This window comes from Pararhodobacter oceanensis (genome assembly GCF_003076755.1).
GTDB lineage: Bacteria > Pseudomonadota > Alphaproteobacteria > Rhodobacterales > Rhodobacteraceae > Pararhodobacter > Pararhodobacter oceanensis.
Genome location: NZ_QDKM01000003.1, coordinates 516,428 through 532,677 on the forward strand (window position 1 = coordinate 516,428; position 16,250 = coordinate 532,677).

Below are 16,250 nucleotides of genomic sequence, written 5' to 3' on the forward strand. Positions count from 1 at the left end.
ATCTATTGTGCAACTTGTGAGCATTGACGGGGAAGATCCGCCAGCGTGTATTCGCGCGGGTGGCGCCTGCGCGGGGCAGGCTCTTCCGGCGGGCTGGTGGACGGCGGGCGGGTCGAAGGCGGCGGCGGGTTCAGATAATCGGTGACCCACCAGCGCAGCGTGTCATCGCAGCCATTCCCGCCGTTCGACAATTCGGCAACGGTGGGGGTCTGCGTTTCGCAGTCACGGGATCCGGCGGGGCAGCGCAGCCGGACGTGGAAGTGGTAATTATGCCCCTGAATCGGGCGAATGCGTTGCAGCCACGGCGTATCGGCGGGCGTGGCGGTGCGGCACATCTCGATTTTGACCGCGGCGGCGACGAAAATCCGGTCAACCCGCGGATCACTGGCGGCGGCGCGCAGCACCTGCGCGTGGCGCGGGGTCCAATGGCTGGTCAGTCCGCGTTGGTCGGCACTGCGCACCGAGACCGAACTCAGACTCTCGCGCTCGGCGCGGGAGAGGTCCAGCCGTCCGGGCGGCAGCATCCAGATATCAGCGTCGAGCCCAATCTGGTGGCTGCGATGGCCGCTGCTGGTGGGCCCGCCGCGCGGCTGGGAGATATCGCCGATATAAAGCCCCGCCCAGCCGATCCGCGCCGCCTCGCGGCTCAGGTCCTGCAAGTAATCCAGCATCTCGGGGTGGCCCCAATTGCGGTTGCGACTCAGGCGCATCGCCTGCCACGTCGGCCCGCTCTCGGGCAATGGTTGCAGCCCGTCGGCACAGCCCCGCGCATAGCTGCCGTAAGACTGCGCCGGTGCATCGGTCGCAAGGCGGTGCGCACCGAGAGCTTGCGAGGCATTCACCTGACTGGCCGCCGGATCGACCGAACCCGCACAGGCAGCGAGGGCAATCGCTGTGGCGCCGAGCAATGTTGCAATCCGTGGCATTCTCATGGTTCCGCACGCCCCTCTGGGTTCACAAACATCAACAGGATCAGGCCGATCAGGAACAGCCCCGCCACCGGCAGAATGCCCCATTGTTGGCTGTCGGTCAGATCGGTCACCACCGCGATCAGCAAGGGCGCGATGAAGGCCGTCGCCTTGCCCGAGAGCGCATAGAGCCCGAAACCCTCGGTCATTTTCTCGTTGTCGCCCTGACGCACCATCATCGTGCGGCTGGCGGCCTGCAACGAGCCTCCGGCGGCACCGATCAACGCGCCGAGCACGTAAAAGGTGATATCCGGCAGGCTGCTGGTCGCATCCACCGCAATGCCGAACACCATCTCGCGCGAGACAAAGACGATGGCCAGCGCCACCAGCGTCAGCACCATGACGTTGAACATGATCACCGGTTTTGGCCCGAAACGGCTGTCGGCCTTGCCGCCCAGAAAGGCGAAAATCGCGCCGGTGATCGCCGCCAGAATGCCGAAGACGCCGACATCCACCACCGTCCATTCTAGCACACCCGCGGCGTAAATGCCGCCGAAAGTATACACCCCGTTCAAGGCGTCGCGGTAGAACATCGACGCGCCCAGAAACGAGAACAGGCTACGGTCGCGCGGCAGGGATTGCAGCGTGGTTTTCAACTCGGGCCAAGCGCCGCGCATTGCCGCGCCGACGCTGATTGCATCGGGTTTCTTTGGCTCGCGCACCCACCAGAAGAACGGCAGCATGAACAGGATATACCACATCGCAGTGAACGGGCCGACAAAGCGCGTGCCCTCGCGGGCCTCGGCGTCCAGGCCGAATAGCGGATCCATACCGATCAGCGTCTTGCCGTTATCCCCCTCGGCCAGCAGCGCCAGCATGATGATCAGCGCCACAACACCGCCGACATAGCCCCAGGCCCAGCCGGTGCCCGAGAGTTTGCCCAGCTCCTCGCGCGGGGCAAGATCGGGCATCATCGCATTGGTGAAAATCGTCGCGAACTCCATCCCGACGAGACCGATGCAGAAGAAGATCATCACCTGCACAATGTCGAAATCGGTGGGCGCCGACCACCAGAGCCCCGCCGCGCCGATCACATAGAGCAGCGAGAAAAACCAGACGAATCCCATGCGTTTGCCGGATTTATCTGCCACCGCGCCCAGCAAGGGGGCGACCAGCGCCAACAAAACCCCTGCGGCGGCGATTCCATAGCCCCAGATCGCCTGCGCCTGCGAGCCATCACCGACGACAGACACCACATATGGACCGAAGATAAAGGTGATCAACAAGGTGTTGTAGGGCTGACTCGCCCAGTCAAACCACCACCAGCCCCAAATACGGTGCTTTGCAGAAATATCGCGCATTCGTCCCCGATCCCTTTTCAGGCTATCAAGCCGCATGAAAGGGGGTCAGAGCAAGTCACTTATCTTGATGGTCGCCGACCTGTGGCCGAATCGTGACCAGAATCAGCGTTTCTTCATCGCATCCAGCAACGCCGCGCCGAATCCACCGGGTTCCTGTGCGGATTTCTTCGGTCCGGCACTGCCGCCGCGCTGCGGTTTGCCGCTTTTGCCCTGCGAATCACGCGGTTTGCCGCGTCCGCCCCGCGAATCGCCACCCGCATCACCGGCGTTATCCTTGCGCATGGTCAGGCCGATCCGCTTACGCGCCACATCGACCTCGACCACGCGCACTTTCACCACATCGCCGGCTTTGACCACTTCATGCGGGTCTTTGACGAACCGGTCGGCCAACTGGCTGACATGCACCAGCCCGTCTTGATGGACACCGACATCGACAAAGGCGCCAAAGGCCGCGACGTTGGTTACCGTGCCTTCCAACTGCATGCCGGGTTTCAAGTCGCGGATTTCGTTGACCCCCTCGGCAAAACTGGCGGTTTTGAACTCAGGCCGCGGGTCACGGCCCGGCTTTTCCAGCTCGGCCATGATGTCGCGCACGGTCGGCAGGCCGAATTTTCCGCCGACAAACTCCTCGGGTTCCAGCCGCCGCACCGGTGCTGGATCCTTCATCAACACCGAGACATCGCGGCCCGTGGCGCTGACGATACGCCGCGCCAGATCATAGGCTTCGGGGTGCACCGAGGAGGCATCGAGCGGCTCTTTGCCGTCCTGAATGCGCAGGAATCCCGCCGCCTGCTCAAAGGCTTTCGGCCCCAGCCGCGGCACTTTCAGCAATTCCTTGCGGCTAGCAAAGCGCCCGTTGGCATTGCGATGTGCGACCAGCGATTCCGCCAGCCCCGCGCTCAGCCCCGAAATCCGCGCCAGCAAGGGCGCCGAGGCGGTGTTGAGGTCCACGCCGACCGCGTTCACCGCATCCTCGACGACCCCGTCCAGCGCCTTGCCCAGCGCCGATTGGTTCACGTCATGCTGATACTGGCCGACGCCAATCGCCTTGGGTTCGATTTTCACCAGTTCCGCCAACGGGTCCTGCAAGCGCCGCGCAATGCTGACCGCGCCGCGCAGGGACACATCCAGATCGGGAAATTCCCGCGCCGCCAGTTCGCTGGCCGAATAGACCGAAGCGCCGGCCTCGCTGACCACCATTTTCGCGGGACGCGCGCCGCTGAGTTTGCCCAGCATCTGCGCCACCAGCGCATCGGTCTCGCGGCTGGCGGTGCCATTGCCAATCGCGATCAGCGCCACGTTGTGTTTGCGCACCAGATGCTCCAGCGCCGCCAGCGATCCCTGCACATCGAGACGCGGCTGGAACGGGTAGATCGTGGCAGTGTCCAGAACCTTGCCGGTCGCATCCACTACGGCCACTTTGACACCGGTGCGAATACCGGGATCGAGCCCCATCGTCGTTTTCGCGCCCGCGGGTGCAGCCAGCAGCAAATCCTTGAGGTTGCGGGCGAAAACGCGGATTGCCTCGGCCTCGGCGGCCTCGCGCAATTCGGTCATCAGGTCAATCGTCAGCGAGAGTTTCAGCTTGATCCGCCAGACCCAACCGGCGACCTGATCGAGCCAGATATCGCCCTTGCCCGCCTGCCCGACATCCAGCGCCCGCTTGACCATCTTCTCGGCGGCGCTTTGCCCGCGCGCGGCTTCCGGCTCGACCACCAGATCGAGCGCCAGAAACCCCTCGTTGCGGCCCCGCATCATCGCCAAAGCGCGGTGGCTCGGCACGCCGGACCAGCGCTCGGAATGGGCGAAGTAATCGGCGAATTTCGCGCCCTCTTGTTCTTTGCCCTCCAGCACCGAAGCCTGCAATTGCGCGACTTCTTTCATATGCGCGCGCAGCTTTGCCTTCAGCGCCGCATCCTCGACCAGCCCTTCGGCAATGATCTCGCGCGCGCCCTCAAGAGCCGATTTCACATCCGCCACCGCCTCATTCAGATACCCCGCCGACAATGCCTCGGGATCCGCCGCGCGGTCTGCCAGTATCGCCTCGGCCAAAGGCTCCAAGCCGTTTTCGCGGGCGATCATCGCCTTGGTGCGCCGCTTGGGTTTGAACGGCAGATAGAGGTCTTCGAGCACCGCCTTGGTCTCGGCGCCGAGAATGGATTTCTCCAACCCGTCGGTCAATTTGCCCTGCGTGCGGATGCTCTCGAGGATCACCCCGCGCCGCGCCTCCATCTCGCGCAGATAGGCGAGCCGGTCGGCCAGCGTGCGCAGCTGCGTGTCATCCAGCCCGCCGGTGGCCTCCTTGCGGTAGCGCGCGACGAAAGGCACCGTCGCGCCCTCATCCAGCAGCGCCACGGTTGCCGCGACCTGCTCGGGACGGGCGCCGATTTCGGCAGCAATCTGTCGGGAAATACGCGGTTGGGCGGTCTGGGTCACGGCGGGCCTCTTGGCTGGAATTCGAGCGGCGACACTATCCGCCCCACGCGCCCAATCCAAGCCTCCAATCCCCGCCCCCTCATCTGTCCACAAATATCCCGGGGTCTGGGGCAGCGCCCCAGTCGACAGCGGCCTCTGGCGCATCGCATGCCTCTTGGGCTATCACCGTGCCATGATCACCCGCACCCATACCAAGGGCGACGCGCCCTCGACCGCGCTCTATTCCCCCTGCGAAAACTACCGCTATGCGCTGACCCGTGTCTGGGACGAGGGCGGGCGCAGGGTGCTTTTCGTCATGCTCAACCCCTCGACCGCGACCGAGGTGCAGAATGATCCCACCGTCGAGCGTTGCGAGCGGCGCGCGCGGGCGCTGGGGTTTGGCGGGTTTCGGGTGTGCAATATCTTTGCCTACCGCGCCACCGATCCAAAAGTGATGCGCGCGCAGGCTGATCCGACAGGACCACAGAATGACGCGGCGATCCTTGAGGGCGCGGCTTGGGCGGATACGGTGGTCTGCGCTTGGGGCACGCATGGCGCACATCTATCACGCGGCGCCGAGGTCGAGGCGCTGCTGCGTGCCAGCGGCAAACCGCTGTGGCATCTGGGCCTGAGCAAAGCCGGTCACCCCAAACACCCGCTCTATATCGCCTATGCGCATCAACCGGTGATCTGGGACTGATCGCTGCGGTTACGAACGGCTGGGCAGCGAGAAGCGGTAAGACATGCCCAAGCCGATCGAGTAGTTGCGCCAGCGGTTGTTGGGGCTCGCGCCGGTGTATTGGCCCAGCGAGGTGGTGCCGCCGATCTGCCCATAGAGCGAGAACCGGTCGTTGATATAGTAATTCACCCCCAGCGAGGGATAGATCAACGCGCCGACCTCATGGCTCGAACTCACCCCGACATCATTGCCGCCGACCATCAGCTGCGCATAGCCCTGAAACCGCCCCGAACGTGACAGGCTGCGCTGATAGCCCAGCCCGATGAAAGCCTCGGCATAGCCGGCAAAGCCGCGGAAGGCATTGGCGGCAATCGCCATCTGCGCGGCGGCATACCAACGCTCGTTCAGCGCGTAATCGACCTGCACCGCGACCATATTCAACGGATCGGAATTGCGCCCGTTGTAATAGATTTGCGAGGTGCGGCGGGCAAAGACATTCAACCTTACGCCGCGCATCGTGTAATCCAGCGGCCCCTGCGACTCACGCCGCTCACGGTTCGAATAGGACAGGTGGTAATTCAGCCCCAGCCCGACCGTCCAATTGCGCGAGGTGCCAAAGGGCGCATACATATAGCCGGCGGAAAACGTCGCGCCGAGCCCGTTGCGCCACAAATATTCCATCGTCACTTTCGGATAGATCAGAAAGCCGGAGCCGGTATCGACGGTATCGGTCACCCAGCCGCTGCTGCCCAGACCAAGCTGGCCATAAAGGTTCAACCGCGGCGACAGCGAGAACCGCCGCCCGATGCCGCCATAAGCCTGATTATACCAAAGCAGGCCGGAATACCCCAGATCGACAGAGAAGAACGTATAGATATTCTCGGTGTGGAAATGGCTGAATTGCAGCGCCACCAGCCCGATATTGCCGCGGTAGCTGCCGGTCGGATTGATCTGCCGCATATGGGTGGCGCCCAGCGAGACGATATTCTCATGCTGCGGCGCGTGATAGGCCTCGGCCCCCAGCCTGCGACCGGCATCGGCATAAGAGCCGGTGGTCAGCGACAGCGGAGTTTGCACAAAGAGGTTTACTGCTGTGTCATTGATCGGCGAATCCAGGATCGCGATCCGCGCCACATTGACGCCAAAACTAAAGCGGCGCGCCTGATAGCCGACACCGGCATAAGCCCGGCCATAGAGCCCCTGCCCCGAGAAGGTGCGGATATTGGTCACGCTCGAGCCGCCAGCACCGACACCGACCGAAACGCCCGCGTTGACGAACCAATTGCCCCACATCCTGCGCTGCGCATGGAGCGTCGCATCGGCGCCGAAGAATCCGCCGTAATTGCCCTCGGCAATCGGGGCAAAGGCGCCAATCCCGTAATAGAGCCAGTCATTCGCGCGCAGCAGGTAATGCAGGCTCATCAGATCAAAGGCGCCGCCATTGGACAGGGTCAGCCGGCTGTAATCCAGCATCAACATCCCCGAGACTCGGCGGATCGCGCCCTGATCATCGGGTATGTTCAGCGTCATTTCCTCAGCCGCTGCCCTACCCGCCACGCCCAATTGCCCAAGGCAGATCAGACAGAGCACCGCGACCTGCATCCTCAGCCAGCGCATGCTGCGCAGAACGGGCGTTTGCAGGCGGGCATTGCGGCGGATCGGCAGCGCGTCAGATAGGTGCATCCAGAGGCTTTCGCTATGTCATCGGCTAATGGGCGACGTGATCGGCCGATCCCGTCTGCCCTGCAGCTTATGCGGAATTGCGGCATCCTGTCACGGTGAAATCACTTTCCTGCGAGGAAAACCGGACCGGTGTGGCCCAGCGCGCACCACCTGCCGCCGGGGTGCATTGGCTCAGTAATACGGCCCTGCCACCAGCCGCTGCGAGATCCACCAGATATTGCCCGCCGGATCGCGGACCCCGCCCTGCCGGTCGCCATAGTCCATATCACCGATCTCCATGATCACCTCCGCCCCCGCGCGCCTCGCCCTGAGCATCGCCGCCTCGGCATCCTCGACATAAAGATAAAACGCCGCGCGGCTGGCGGGGAAAGCCTCGGAGGCTTCAGCCAGCATGATCGTCGCGCCACTGATGCGCATCTGACAATTGGCGATGCGCCCGTCCGGCGCGGTGCTGCGCCCGAGTTCCTCTGCCGCCAGTGCGCGCTGCAAAAAGTGCAGATAGGCCTCGGTGCCATCGACAAACACATAAGGGGTGACGGCAGAGAATCCTTCAGGGATCGGCATAGGGGCATCCTTTTGCTGGGATCAGACGTGTATAGCACAAGAAGCCGGTGAGTAGATGGTGACTCGGCGCACCGTTGCCGCGCGAATCATCGGTTTTGCCGTGCCACATGCGAATCGATTTCCTCGATATTCGCCGCTTTTCAGCGCGCTTCGGCGCCATTGCCCGTGGCCAGCGCCCCGAAATGCCGCTGTCATCCGATAACCGTCGGCCAAATCACCCCGAAATTCGCCGCGCCGCACCTCTGCGCCAAGCGTCATTGGTCAAAAAGATACGATTGCCGCCGGTGATAGCGGCTTTCTTTGGCAGCGAGTCGAATCGAATAATTTATATTAATTTACAATGCACTACGCGGATCACACAGCAAGGATTCCCGCCTGTTATCGGATAACACCCCCATGGTTATCGCAGATCGTCGCGCTGATTTTGTCTGACCAGTGGCAAAGCGGCAGATTGAACTCATCGGAAGCGCAATCACACCGACACAGACAGACCACGACAAGCGCCCTCCGACACACAACGCAGATCCTTTTTCAAACCGGCACTCACGCCACACATATAAATGGAGATCACCATGTTCCTCGCAAAAACCTTTAAAGCCGCCTCGGTCGTCCTGATGATCACTGCCACCGCCGCTCCGGCACTGGCCAACGGACACCAGATCTGGATCGAGCAATACGGCGCCAACAACCAGATCGGTGGCGGTCAGTCCGGCCATCGCCAGCGCCTGACGGTCATTCAAGACGGTCACTCGAATATCTCGATCAACACCCAGGACGGTCGCCGCAATAACGCTGCGGTGGGTCAGGTTGGCGTCAACAACTTCGTCGACACCGACCAGCAGGGTCGCCGCAACAGCGTCGGCGTCGCCCAGTTCGGTTGGAACAACTCGGCCGGTGTTGGCCAGTATGGCCGCGATAACGCCGCTGCCGTGGTCCAGAACGGCCATAACAACTCGGCCGGTGTGACGCAGGTTGGCTCGAACAACTCGGTCGCCATCGTCCAGAACTAAGACTTTGAGCCTGGCTGCGGGGCTCTCTCCCTGCCCTGCAGCCGCCCCAGATTTTCGCCCCTTTATTCATAGCCACAGGAGACATCCCATGCGTGCCAATCTCCCCCGCCGCACCCCTGCCCTGATCATCGGCCTGTCACTCGCCGGCGTCGCGGCAGTTGCCTGCGGCATCCCCGCCAGCATCGCCGGCACCAATTCGAACACCAGTGCCCAGCAACCCACCCGCTGCGAAATCTCGCTGGAACGGGTGCAGGGCGGCACGATGATCGAAGGCCGGGTGACCTCGGATACCACGATCAACGGCAGCTACACGATGGCGATCACCAGCCGTTCGTCCGGTGGTTCGACCACGATCCGCCAGTCCGGTGATTTTCAAGCCACGCCCGGCACTCCGGCGATCTTGTCGGAAACCCGGATGATGGGCGCCCCCGGCAACCATGATGTGGATCTCGATGTCCGCGTCTCGGGCCGCGCCCTGAGCTGCGATCAAGCCGAACTGTAGCACCTCGCGGCGGGGCCCACCCCTTCGGGCCTTGCCGCCGGACTTCAAAACTGAACCTCGATCAATTTTCCAACGACTTACTTTCAGACCCTTCATTTAACCCTCGTTATCTTCACCCCTCTGCCAAGGATTATAGCCATGAAAACCCTCGCTCTCGCCGCCGCTTTCGCCTCTGCCGTTGCCCTGCCGCTGGCCCCTGCCGCCGCCGGTTCGGGTGGTCAGGTCTCGATTAACATCGCCCCGCAGAACGCTCAGGAAGAGCAAGCCCTGCGCTTCGGCCTCGCTGTCTTTGCCCTGGCTCAGGACATTGACGCCAATGGCCATGTCACCCAGATCGGCGCTAATAACGCCGCCGGGATTGCTCAGGGCGGCCCGAACAACCAGGCGATCATCCATCAGGAAGGCTGCAACCATGACGGATCGATCACCCAATCGGGCGGCCATAACGCCCACGGGTTGTTCCAGTTCGGCTGCAACACCTCGGGCCATGTCAACCAGACCGGTGGCCAAGCAGGATTGACGCTGCAGTTCGGCTGGTAAAACCGGAAAGATTTCCAACACAGCGGGCGGACCTTCGGGTCCGCCTGTTTTCGTTTGCACCAAGCGAAAGCCGCGCATCGCCTGACCGCGGGATGGCGAGCCTAACGGCTGAACGATGCGCTTTATGGGGCGTTCTACATCCATCATCTGAACGACGCACCCAGCCCCACCAAATCGCCAGCCCTGCGGGCGGTCTGGCGATGCGCGGCGGCTAACGCCTTGATTCCGCGCCACACCAATAAGGGAGGCCTCTGAGTCCGCCACTGTTCTTTTTGGCGTTTCCTGAGCTAGACCAGACATCCAGCGCTACCCAACTCATCGTCAGTCCCGTGCGGGCGGTCCCCCTCTCCGTGGTTCTGAGAAAATCACCTCCCGGGTCGATGGGTCGATGCGCGGCGGCTATCGCCTTGATCCCGCGCCCGCCCCGCTCAAGCCGTGATCATGATCGCCCGAAAGTCGTTCACATTGGTCAGCGTCGGACCGGTCACCACCTGATCGCCCAACGCGCCGAAGAACCCATGCGCGTCATTACAAGCCAGCGCCGCCTCCGCATCCAGCCCCAACGCCTGCGCCCGCGCCAATGTCTCCGGTCCGATCACCGCCCCCGCGACCTCGGCCGCGCCGTCCACCCCGTCGGTGTCACAGGCCAAGCCGTAAATTCCCGCCGCGCCGTCCAGCGCCAAGGCCAGCGCGAGGCAATATTCTGCGTTCGGCCCGCCCGAGCCATCGCCGCGCCGCGTCACCGTGACTTCGCCGCCCGAAAGCAACACCAAAGGCGGATCGCCCGCGCGCCGCCGCGCCTTGAGCGCCATAGCCTGCCGCGCGTGTTCTGCCGCCAACTCCCGCGCCTCGCCCTCAAGCGCATCGCCCAAGAGCTGCACCTCGCACCCCTCGCCTTGCGCCAGTTCCGCCGCCGCCTGCAAAGATTGTGCGGGCGCGGCGATGACACGGTTCTCACAACGCGAAAGCCGTGGATCACCCGGCGCCACCACGCTGCTTTGCTCCGCCAACGCGCGGGTCACCGACTCCGGCAGCTCGATCCCCCAGCGGCGCGCCACCTCCAGCGCCTCCGCGCTACTTGACGCATCTCCTACCGTCGGCCCCGAGCCGATAAACGCCGGATCATCCCCCGGCACATCCGAGATCATCAGCGCCAGCATCCGCGCCGGATAGGCCGCCGCCGCGAGTTGCCCGCCTTTGACGCGGCTCAGATGTTTGCGCAGAACGTTCATCTGGCCGATCGGCGCGCCCGAGGCCAGAAGCGCCGCATTCACCGCCTGTTTTTCGGCCAGCGTCACACCCTCCACCGGCGCGACCAGCAAGGACGACGCCCCGCCCGAGATCAGCGCCAGAACGAAATCCCCCGCGCCCAGATCCGCCAGCAGGTCCAGCATCCGCGCAGTGGCCTCGGCGCCTGCCGCGTCCGGCACCGGATGCGCGGCCTCGACAATCTCGATCCCCGCGCATTCGCGCGCATAGCCGTAGCGGGTGATCACCAGACCCTCGCAGGGGCCCCATGCGGCCTCGACCGCCTCGGCCATCCGCGCGCTGGCCTTGCCCGCGCCGATCACCACCACACGGCCCGCCGGTTTCTCTGGCAAATGCGCCGCCAAGGCGCGCATCGGGTCGGCGACCTCAACCGCGCGGGCAAAGAGGGCGCGCAACAGCGTCACTGGGTCGAAAACTGGCGAGGCGGCGGTCATGAGCGATCCCTGGGGTGATTTGTGGCAATTCGCGCGTAGCGGAGCATAAGCGAGGGGATTTGCACAGCGGCTTTCGCCTGCGATCTATGCCGCCCGCTGGCGCTTGTGCAAAAAACTGCAACCACTCTAGGATTATCTTGCATTTCAAAATGACTATTGCACTATAGCGCACACCCGGGAGGGACCCAAAGCGCGCGCGCCCAATCAAAGGACGCCAGCACGCCGGTAGGAGAGCAAGACATGAACCAGAACGCAGCGCTGTATTTTGTTGACCGGCATCTGGCCGAAGGGCGCGGTGCGAAAACCGCGTTCCGCGAGGCCGATGGCGCGCAGCGCAGCCTGACCTATGCCGAACTTGCCGATCAAAGCGCGCGTTTTGCCGGCGCTTTGACGGCAAATGGCATTCACCGCGACGAGCGCGTGGCGATGCTGGTGCGCGATCAACTCGAGTTCCCCGTGGCTTTCTGGGGCGCGCTGAAGGCGGGCGCGGTGCCGGTGCCGCTCAACACCCTGCTCGCCGCGCCGGTCTACGAGGTGATCCTCAACGACAGCCGCGCCTCAATGCTCATCGTATCCGCGCAACTTTGGGAGGTGGTGAAACCGGCGATCAAGGCCAACACTTTCCTGCGAAAGATCGTGGTGATCGGCGCCGCGCCCGAGGGCTGCACCAGCCATGCGGATTTCGTCAAGGACGCCCCCGCCGCCGAGACCGCTTTGGCCGATGACGACGAGATGGCGTTCTGGCTCTATTCCTCGGGCTCGACCGGCGCGCCGAAGGGCGTGCGTCATCTGCATGCCAGCCTCAAGGCGACCTCGGACACGTTCGGCCAGCAGATCATGGGGCTGCGCGAAGACGATGTGGTCTATTCCGTGGCCAAGATGTTCTTCGCCTATGGGCTGGGCAATGCGATGACCTTCCCGATGGCGGTGGGCGCAACCACCATCATCCAAGCGGGCCGCCCAACGCCCAAATCTGTGTTTGCGATCATGAAAACCGAGCGCCCGACGGTGTTTTGCGGCGTGCCGACCCTCTATGCCGCGCTGGTTGCCGAGCAGGAGAAGAAGGGCACCGCGCCCGAGCATTGCATCCGCCTCTGCGCCTCGGCGGGAGAGGCATTGCCGCGCGAAATCGGGCTGCGCTGGGAAAAACTCTGGGGCGCCGAGATCGTCGACGGCGTTGGCTCGACCGAGATGCTGCATATCTTCCTCTCCAACCGCCCCGGCGATATCGCTTATGGCACCTCGGGCGTCGCCGTGCCGGGCTACGAGGTGCGGCTGGTTGACGAGCAGGACAATGATGTGCCGCAGGGCGAGGTTGGCGAATTGCTGGTGCGCGGCCCGTCCAGCGCCGAGGGCTATTGGAAGCGCCGCGACAAATCGCAATCCACGTTTCAGGGCTACTGGACCCGCACCGGCGACAAATACCACTGCACGCCCGAGGGTCGCTTTGTCTACAGCGGGCGCACCGATGACATGTTCAAAGTCTCAGGCATCTGGGTCTCACCCTTCGAGGTTGAACAGGCGCTGGGCGAGCATCCCGCTGTACTGGAATCCGCCGTAGTGGCGCGCGCGGATGCGCAGGACTTGCTGAAACCGGCGGCCTTTATCGTGATCAAGGACGGGCAAAGCGTCGACACCGAAGCGCTGAAAGAACACGTCAAAGCCAAGATCGGCATGTGGAAATACCCGCGCTGGATCACCGTGGTCGATGAACTGCCGAAAACCGCGACCGGCAAGATCCAGCGCTTTAAACTACGCGAAACAGGGGGCGAGGCATGAGCATCGATTGGGCAGAGGGACGCGGGCGGATCGAGGCTGGCGGCAAGTCGTTGGAGTGGCAAAGCTGGGGCATGCCAAAGGCTGATACGCCGGTGATAGTCATGCTGCATGAGGGCTTGGGCAGTGTGGGATTGTGGCGCGAGTTTCCCGCCGCCGTGGCTGAGTCCACTGGCTGCGCGGTCGTCGCCTATTCGCGCGCGGGCTACGGGTTTTCCGACCCCGCCGAGCGCCCGTTTCCGGTGGACTATATGACCCGCGAGGCAGTCGAGGTGCTGCCCGAGGTGCTGCGCGCCATCGGTGCCGCGCAATATATCCTCTTGGGCCATAGCGACGGCGCCACGATCACTGCCGAATACGCCGGTCGGGTCAAGGATTTCAGCATCCGCGGGTTGATCCTGATCGCGCCGCATTTCTTCGCCGAACCGATGGGACTGGCCGCGATCGCAAGCGCTGCCGAGAGTTTCGCCACCACCGATCTGCCGCAGCGCATGGCGCGGTATCACGCCGATGCCGAGGCCACATTTCGCGGCTGGAACGAGGCTTGGCTGAACCCCGAATTTGCCACGTGGAACGTCGCGGATGTGATCGACTACATCCGCATTCCGGCGCTGGTCATTCAGGGTGCGCAGGACCAATACGGCACGCGTGCGCAGGTCGACGCGATTGCCGAGGGCTCCTATGCGCCGGTCGAGGTGCTCATGCTCGACGACTGCCAGCACGCGCCGCATCTGGAAGATCCCACGCCGGTTCTCGAGGCCATCGCCGGTTTCACCACGCGCCTGCAACGCATCGAGGCGGCGGGGCCGGTTCCGGCCTAGCGGGTGGGCGCCGTCTTCATACTGCCCGAGGTGGCGCATATCCCCGGCCGCAATCCGCGCCCCGATGAGGCGATCTTCGCGGCGGCAAAGGCCGGCATCCCCGCCGACCCTGCACAGCTCGGCGAGAGCGCGGCGTTCCGGGCCGGTTTCACCGCCTTTGATGCGGGGTATTTTTGGGAAGCTCATGAGCTATGGGAGCCGGTCTGGATGCAGGCGCCGCCCGCCTCGCGCGCGCGACGTTTGCTGCAAGGGTTGATCCAATTGGCGAATGCGGGGCTGAAACTCCGCATGTCCCGCCCGGATGCAGCGCGTAAAGCGCTGGCGCGGGCGGACTACGCGATTGGCGAGTGCTTTCGCAGCGATTCTGCCGCGGTTCTAGGCTTGACCCACCAGGATGTGGCCAGTCTGCGCGCCGCAATTTATGCACTATAACGCAAGAACACTCCTATCTCGATCGCTTAAACCGAAATGATCTGCCCATGGCCCATCAGATTATTGCACATCCTATATTTACGGATCACTAAAACTGCACTATTGTGCAAAGACACAAGGCCGCACTGCAGACGCCACCAAGGGGACGTTCCGTGACCAAATCCATCGATTTTCAGACCGATCCGTCACAGTATCATCATTGGCGCGTCAGTTATGACGGCCCGATTGCCACGCTTTTCATGGATGTGGACGAGAACGCCGGTCTGTTCGAGGGCTATCAACTCAAGCTGAACTCCTATGATCTGGGCGTCGATATCGAACTTGCCGACATCGTGCAGCGGATGCGGTTCGAGCACCCCGAGGTGAAGGTCGTGGTGATGACTTCGGGCAAGGATAAGGTGTTCTGTGCGGGGGCGAATATCCGCATGCTCGGCGGTGCCAGCCATGCGCATAAGGTCAATTTCTGCAAATTCACCAATGAAACGCGCAACACCTATGAGGCCGCCGAAGCGGACAGCGGCCAGAAATATATCGCGGCGATCAAGGGTGCCTGCGCGGGCGGCGGCTATGAGTTGGCGCTGGCATGTAACCATATCATGCTGACCGACGATTCCTCCTCGGCGGTGTCGCTGCCCGAGGTGCCCTTGCTGGCGGTGCTCCCCGGCACCGGCGGGCTGACCCGCGTCACCGACAAACGCAAAATGCGCCGCGATCTGGCGGATGTGTTCTGCTCGCTGGAAGAGGGCGTGAAGGGCAAACGCGCGGTGAAATGGCGGCTGGTCGACGAGGTGATCGCCAACTCGAAATTTGACGCCGTGGTGGCGGAACGCGCCCGCGAATTCGCTACCGCCTCGGATAAGGCCACCGGCACGGGCATTGCCCTGACGCCATTGAGCAAAACCATCGGCGCGGATGGATCGCTACAGTATTCGCTGGTCGAGGTTGCGGTCGACCGCAAGGCTGGCAAGGCGACGCTCACGCTATCGGGGCCTGACAGTGAAGTGCCCGCTTCACTGGAAGCTCTGCACGCGCAGGGCGATCAGGGCTATCTGCTGCGGCTGGCCCGTGAGCTGGACGACGCCATCCTGCATCTGCGGTTCAACGAGATGGAGCTTGGGCTCTTGGTGTTCCGCACGCAGGGCGATCCGCAGGCGTTTCTGGCCCATGAAGCCTTCTTGATGGACAACAGGTCCGATTGGCTGGCGAACGAAATCCTCGCCTATTGGAAGCGCCTGCTCAAACGCATCGACGTGACCTCGCGCAGCATGGTGGCGCTGGTCGAGCATGGCTCGTGCTTTGCCGGTATTCTGGCGGAACTGCTGTGGTCGGTGGACCGCAGCTATATGATGGAAGACGAATTCGAGGGCGACAACCGCCCGATCGCCGCTATCACCCTGAGCGACGCGAATTTCGGCGCCTTCCCGATGGGCAACGCGCTGACCCGGCTGCAAACCCGCTTTCTCGGCGAACCCGAGGCGGTGGACGCGCTCGCTGAGCGGCGCGGTGAAGCGCTCGAGGCCGAAGAGGCCGAAGAATCCGGTCTGGTCACCGAGATTTTCGACGATATCGACTGGGACGACGAGATCCGCATCTTCATGGAAGAGCGCGCCAGTTTCAGCCCCGACGCCTTGACCGGCATGGAGGCCAACCTGCGCTTTGCCGGACCCGAAACCATGGAAACGCGGATTTTCGGGCGCCTCACTGCTTGGCAGAACTGGATTTTCAACCGGCCCAACGCCACCGGCCCAGATGGCGCGCTACAGCGCTACGGTTCGGGGGTGCGCGGCGATTACGCCCAGGAACGCGTCTAACACCAACAACGCGTGGCAAACACGCGCCCACATCTCAACGCCCGT

At 63.3% G+C, this 16,250-nt stretch carries 14 protein-coding genes; 8 read left to right on the plus strand and 6 right to left on the minus strand.

The window, feature by feature from the left end:
• Positions 1-2: 2 nt before the first annotated feature.
• The 3 genes from mepA to DDE20_RS09920 all read right to left on the minus strand — a co-directional run bounded on the left by mepA (position 3) and on the right by DDE20_RS09920 (position 4,705).
• Complete coding sequence (gene mepA / locus DDE20_RS09910) at positions 3-926, minus strand: penicillin-insensitive murein endopeptidase (RefSeq protein ID WP_116558312.1); 924 nt, start codon at positions 924-926, stop codon at positions 3-5.
• Positions 927-928: 2 nt separating this feature from the next.
• Positions 929-2,269, minus strand: a complete 1,341-nt coding sequence (locus DDE20_RS09915) for an MFS transporter (RefSeq protein WP_116558313.1) — start codon at positions 2,267-2,269, stop codon at positions 929-931.
• Positions 2,270-2,371: 102 nt separating this feature from the next.
• The gene (locus DDE20_RS09920) at positions 2,372-4,705 is read right to left on the minus strand and encodes a Tex family protein (protein ID WP_240607957.1); all 2,334 of its coding nucleotides are present in this window, start codon (positions 4,703-4,705) and stop codon (positions 2,372-2,374) included.
• Between the two features lie 172 nt (positions 4,706-4,877).
• Between DDE20_RS09920 and DDE20_RS09925 the strand changes: the two genes are divergently transcribed.
• On the plus strand, positions 4,878-5,384 hold the full coding sequence (locus DDE20_RS09925; protein ID WP_116558315.1) for a DUF1643 domain-containing protein: 507 nt from the start codon (positions 4,878-4,880) through the stop codon (positions 5,382-5,384).
• 9 nt (positions 5,385-5,393) lie between these two features.
• Here the strand turns inward: DDE20_RS09925 and DDE20_RS09930 are convergent, their stop codons facing one another.
• Both DDE20_RS09930 and DDE20_RS09935 read right to left on the minus strand, forming a co-directional pair.
• A complete protein-coding gene (locus DDE20_RS09930) occupies positions 5,394-7,046 on the minus strand; it encodes a hypothetical protein (RefSeq protein WP_116558316.1) in 1,653 nt (550 codons plus the stop codon).
• A 171-nt stretch (positions 7,047-7,217) separates the two neighbouring features.
• Positions 7,218-7,610: a VOC family protein gene (locus DDE20_RS09935; RefSeq protein WP_116558317.1), complete on the minus strand. Its 393-nt coding sequence runs from the start codon at positions 7,608-7,610 to the stop codon at positions 7,218-7,220.
• Positions 7,611-8,182: 572 nt separating this feature from the next.
• On the opposite strand from DDE20_RS09935, the gene DDE20_RS09940 reads away from it, so the two are divergent.
• The 3 genes from DDE20_RS09940 to DDE20_RS09950 all read left to right on the plus strand — a co-directional run bounded on the left by DDE20_RS09940 (position 8,183) and on the right by DDE20_RS09950 (position 9,662).
• On the plus strand, positions 8,183-8,620 hold the full coding sequence (locus tag DDE20_RS09940) for a curlin (protein WP_165814477.1): 438 nt from the start codon (positions 8,183-8,185) through the stop codon (positions 8,618-8,620).
• An 88-nt stretch (positions 8,621-8,708) separates the two neighbouring features.
• Positions 8,709-9,122 (plus strand): curli-like amyloid fiber formation chaperone CsgH, encoded by a 414-nt coding sequence (csgH, locus tag DDE20_RS09945; RefSeq protein ID WP_116558319.1) that lies wholly within the window; start codon positions 8,709-8,711, stop codon positions 9,120-9,122.
• 138 nt (positions 9,123-9,260) lie between these two features.
• Positions 9,261-9,662: a curlin gene (locus DDE20_RS09950; protein ID WP_116558320.1), complete on the plus strand. Its 402-nt coding sequence runs from the start codon at positions 9,261-9,263 to the stop codon at positions 9,660-9,662.
• A 428-nt stretch (positions 9,663-10,090) separates the two neighbouring features.
• On the opposite strand, the gene DDE20_RS09955 is transcribed toward DDE20_RS09950, so the two are convergent.
• Positions 10,091-11,365 carry a glycerate kinase type-2 family protein gene (locus DDE20_RS09955; protein ID WP_116558321.1) on the minus strand — a complete coding sequence of 425 codons (1,275 nt, stop codon included), beginning with the start codon at positions 11,363-11,365 and terminating at the stop codon, positions 10,091-10,093.
• Between the two features lie 240 nt (positions 11,366-11,605).
• Between DDE20_RS09955 and DDE20_RS09960 the strand changes: the two genes are divergently transcribed.
• The 4 genes from DDE20_RS09960 (at position 11,606) to boxC (ending at position 16,205) form a co-directional block, all read left to right on the plus strand.
• Positions 11,606-13,144: a benzoate-CoA ligase family protein gene (locus tag DDE20_RS09960; protein WP_116558322.1), complete on the plus strand. Its 1,539-nt coding sequence runs from the start codon at positions 11,606-11,608 to the stop codon at positions 13,142-13,144.
• Positions 13,141-13,962: an alpha/beta fold hydrolase gene (locus DDE20_RS09965; protein WP_116558323.1), complete on the plus strand. Its 822-nt coding sequence runs from the start codon at positions 13,141-13,143 to the stop codon at positions 13,960-13,962. Before DDE20_RS09960 ends, DDE20_RS09965 begins: the two co-directional genes overlap by 4 nt.
• Before the next feature lie 3 nt (positions 13,963-13,965).
• A complete protein-coding gene (locus tag DDE20_RS09970) occupies positions 13,966-14,394 on the plus strand; it encodes a DUF309 domain-containing protein (RefSeq protein ID WP_240607959.1) in 429 nt (142 codons plus the stop codon).
• Positions 14,395-14,546: 152 nt separating this feature from the next.
• Positions 14,547-16,205 (plus strand): 2,3-epoxybenzoyl-CoA dihydrolase, encoded by a 1,659-nt coding sequence (gene boxC, locus DDE20_RS09975; protein WP_116558324.1) that lies wholly within the window; start codon positions 14,547-14,549, stop codon positions 16,203-16,205.
• Positions 16,206-16,250: the final 45 nt, after the last annotated feature.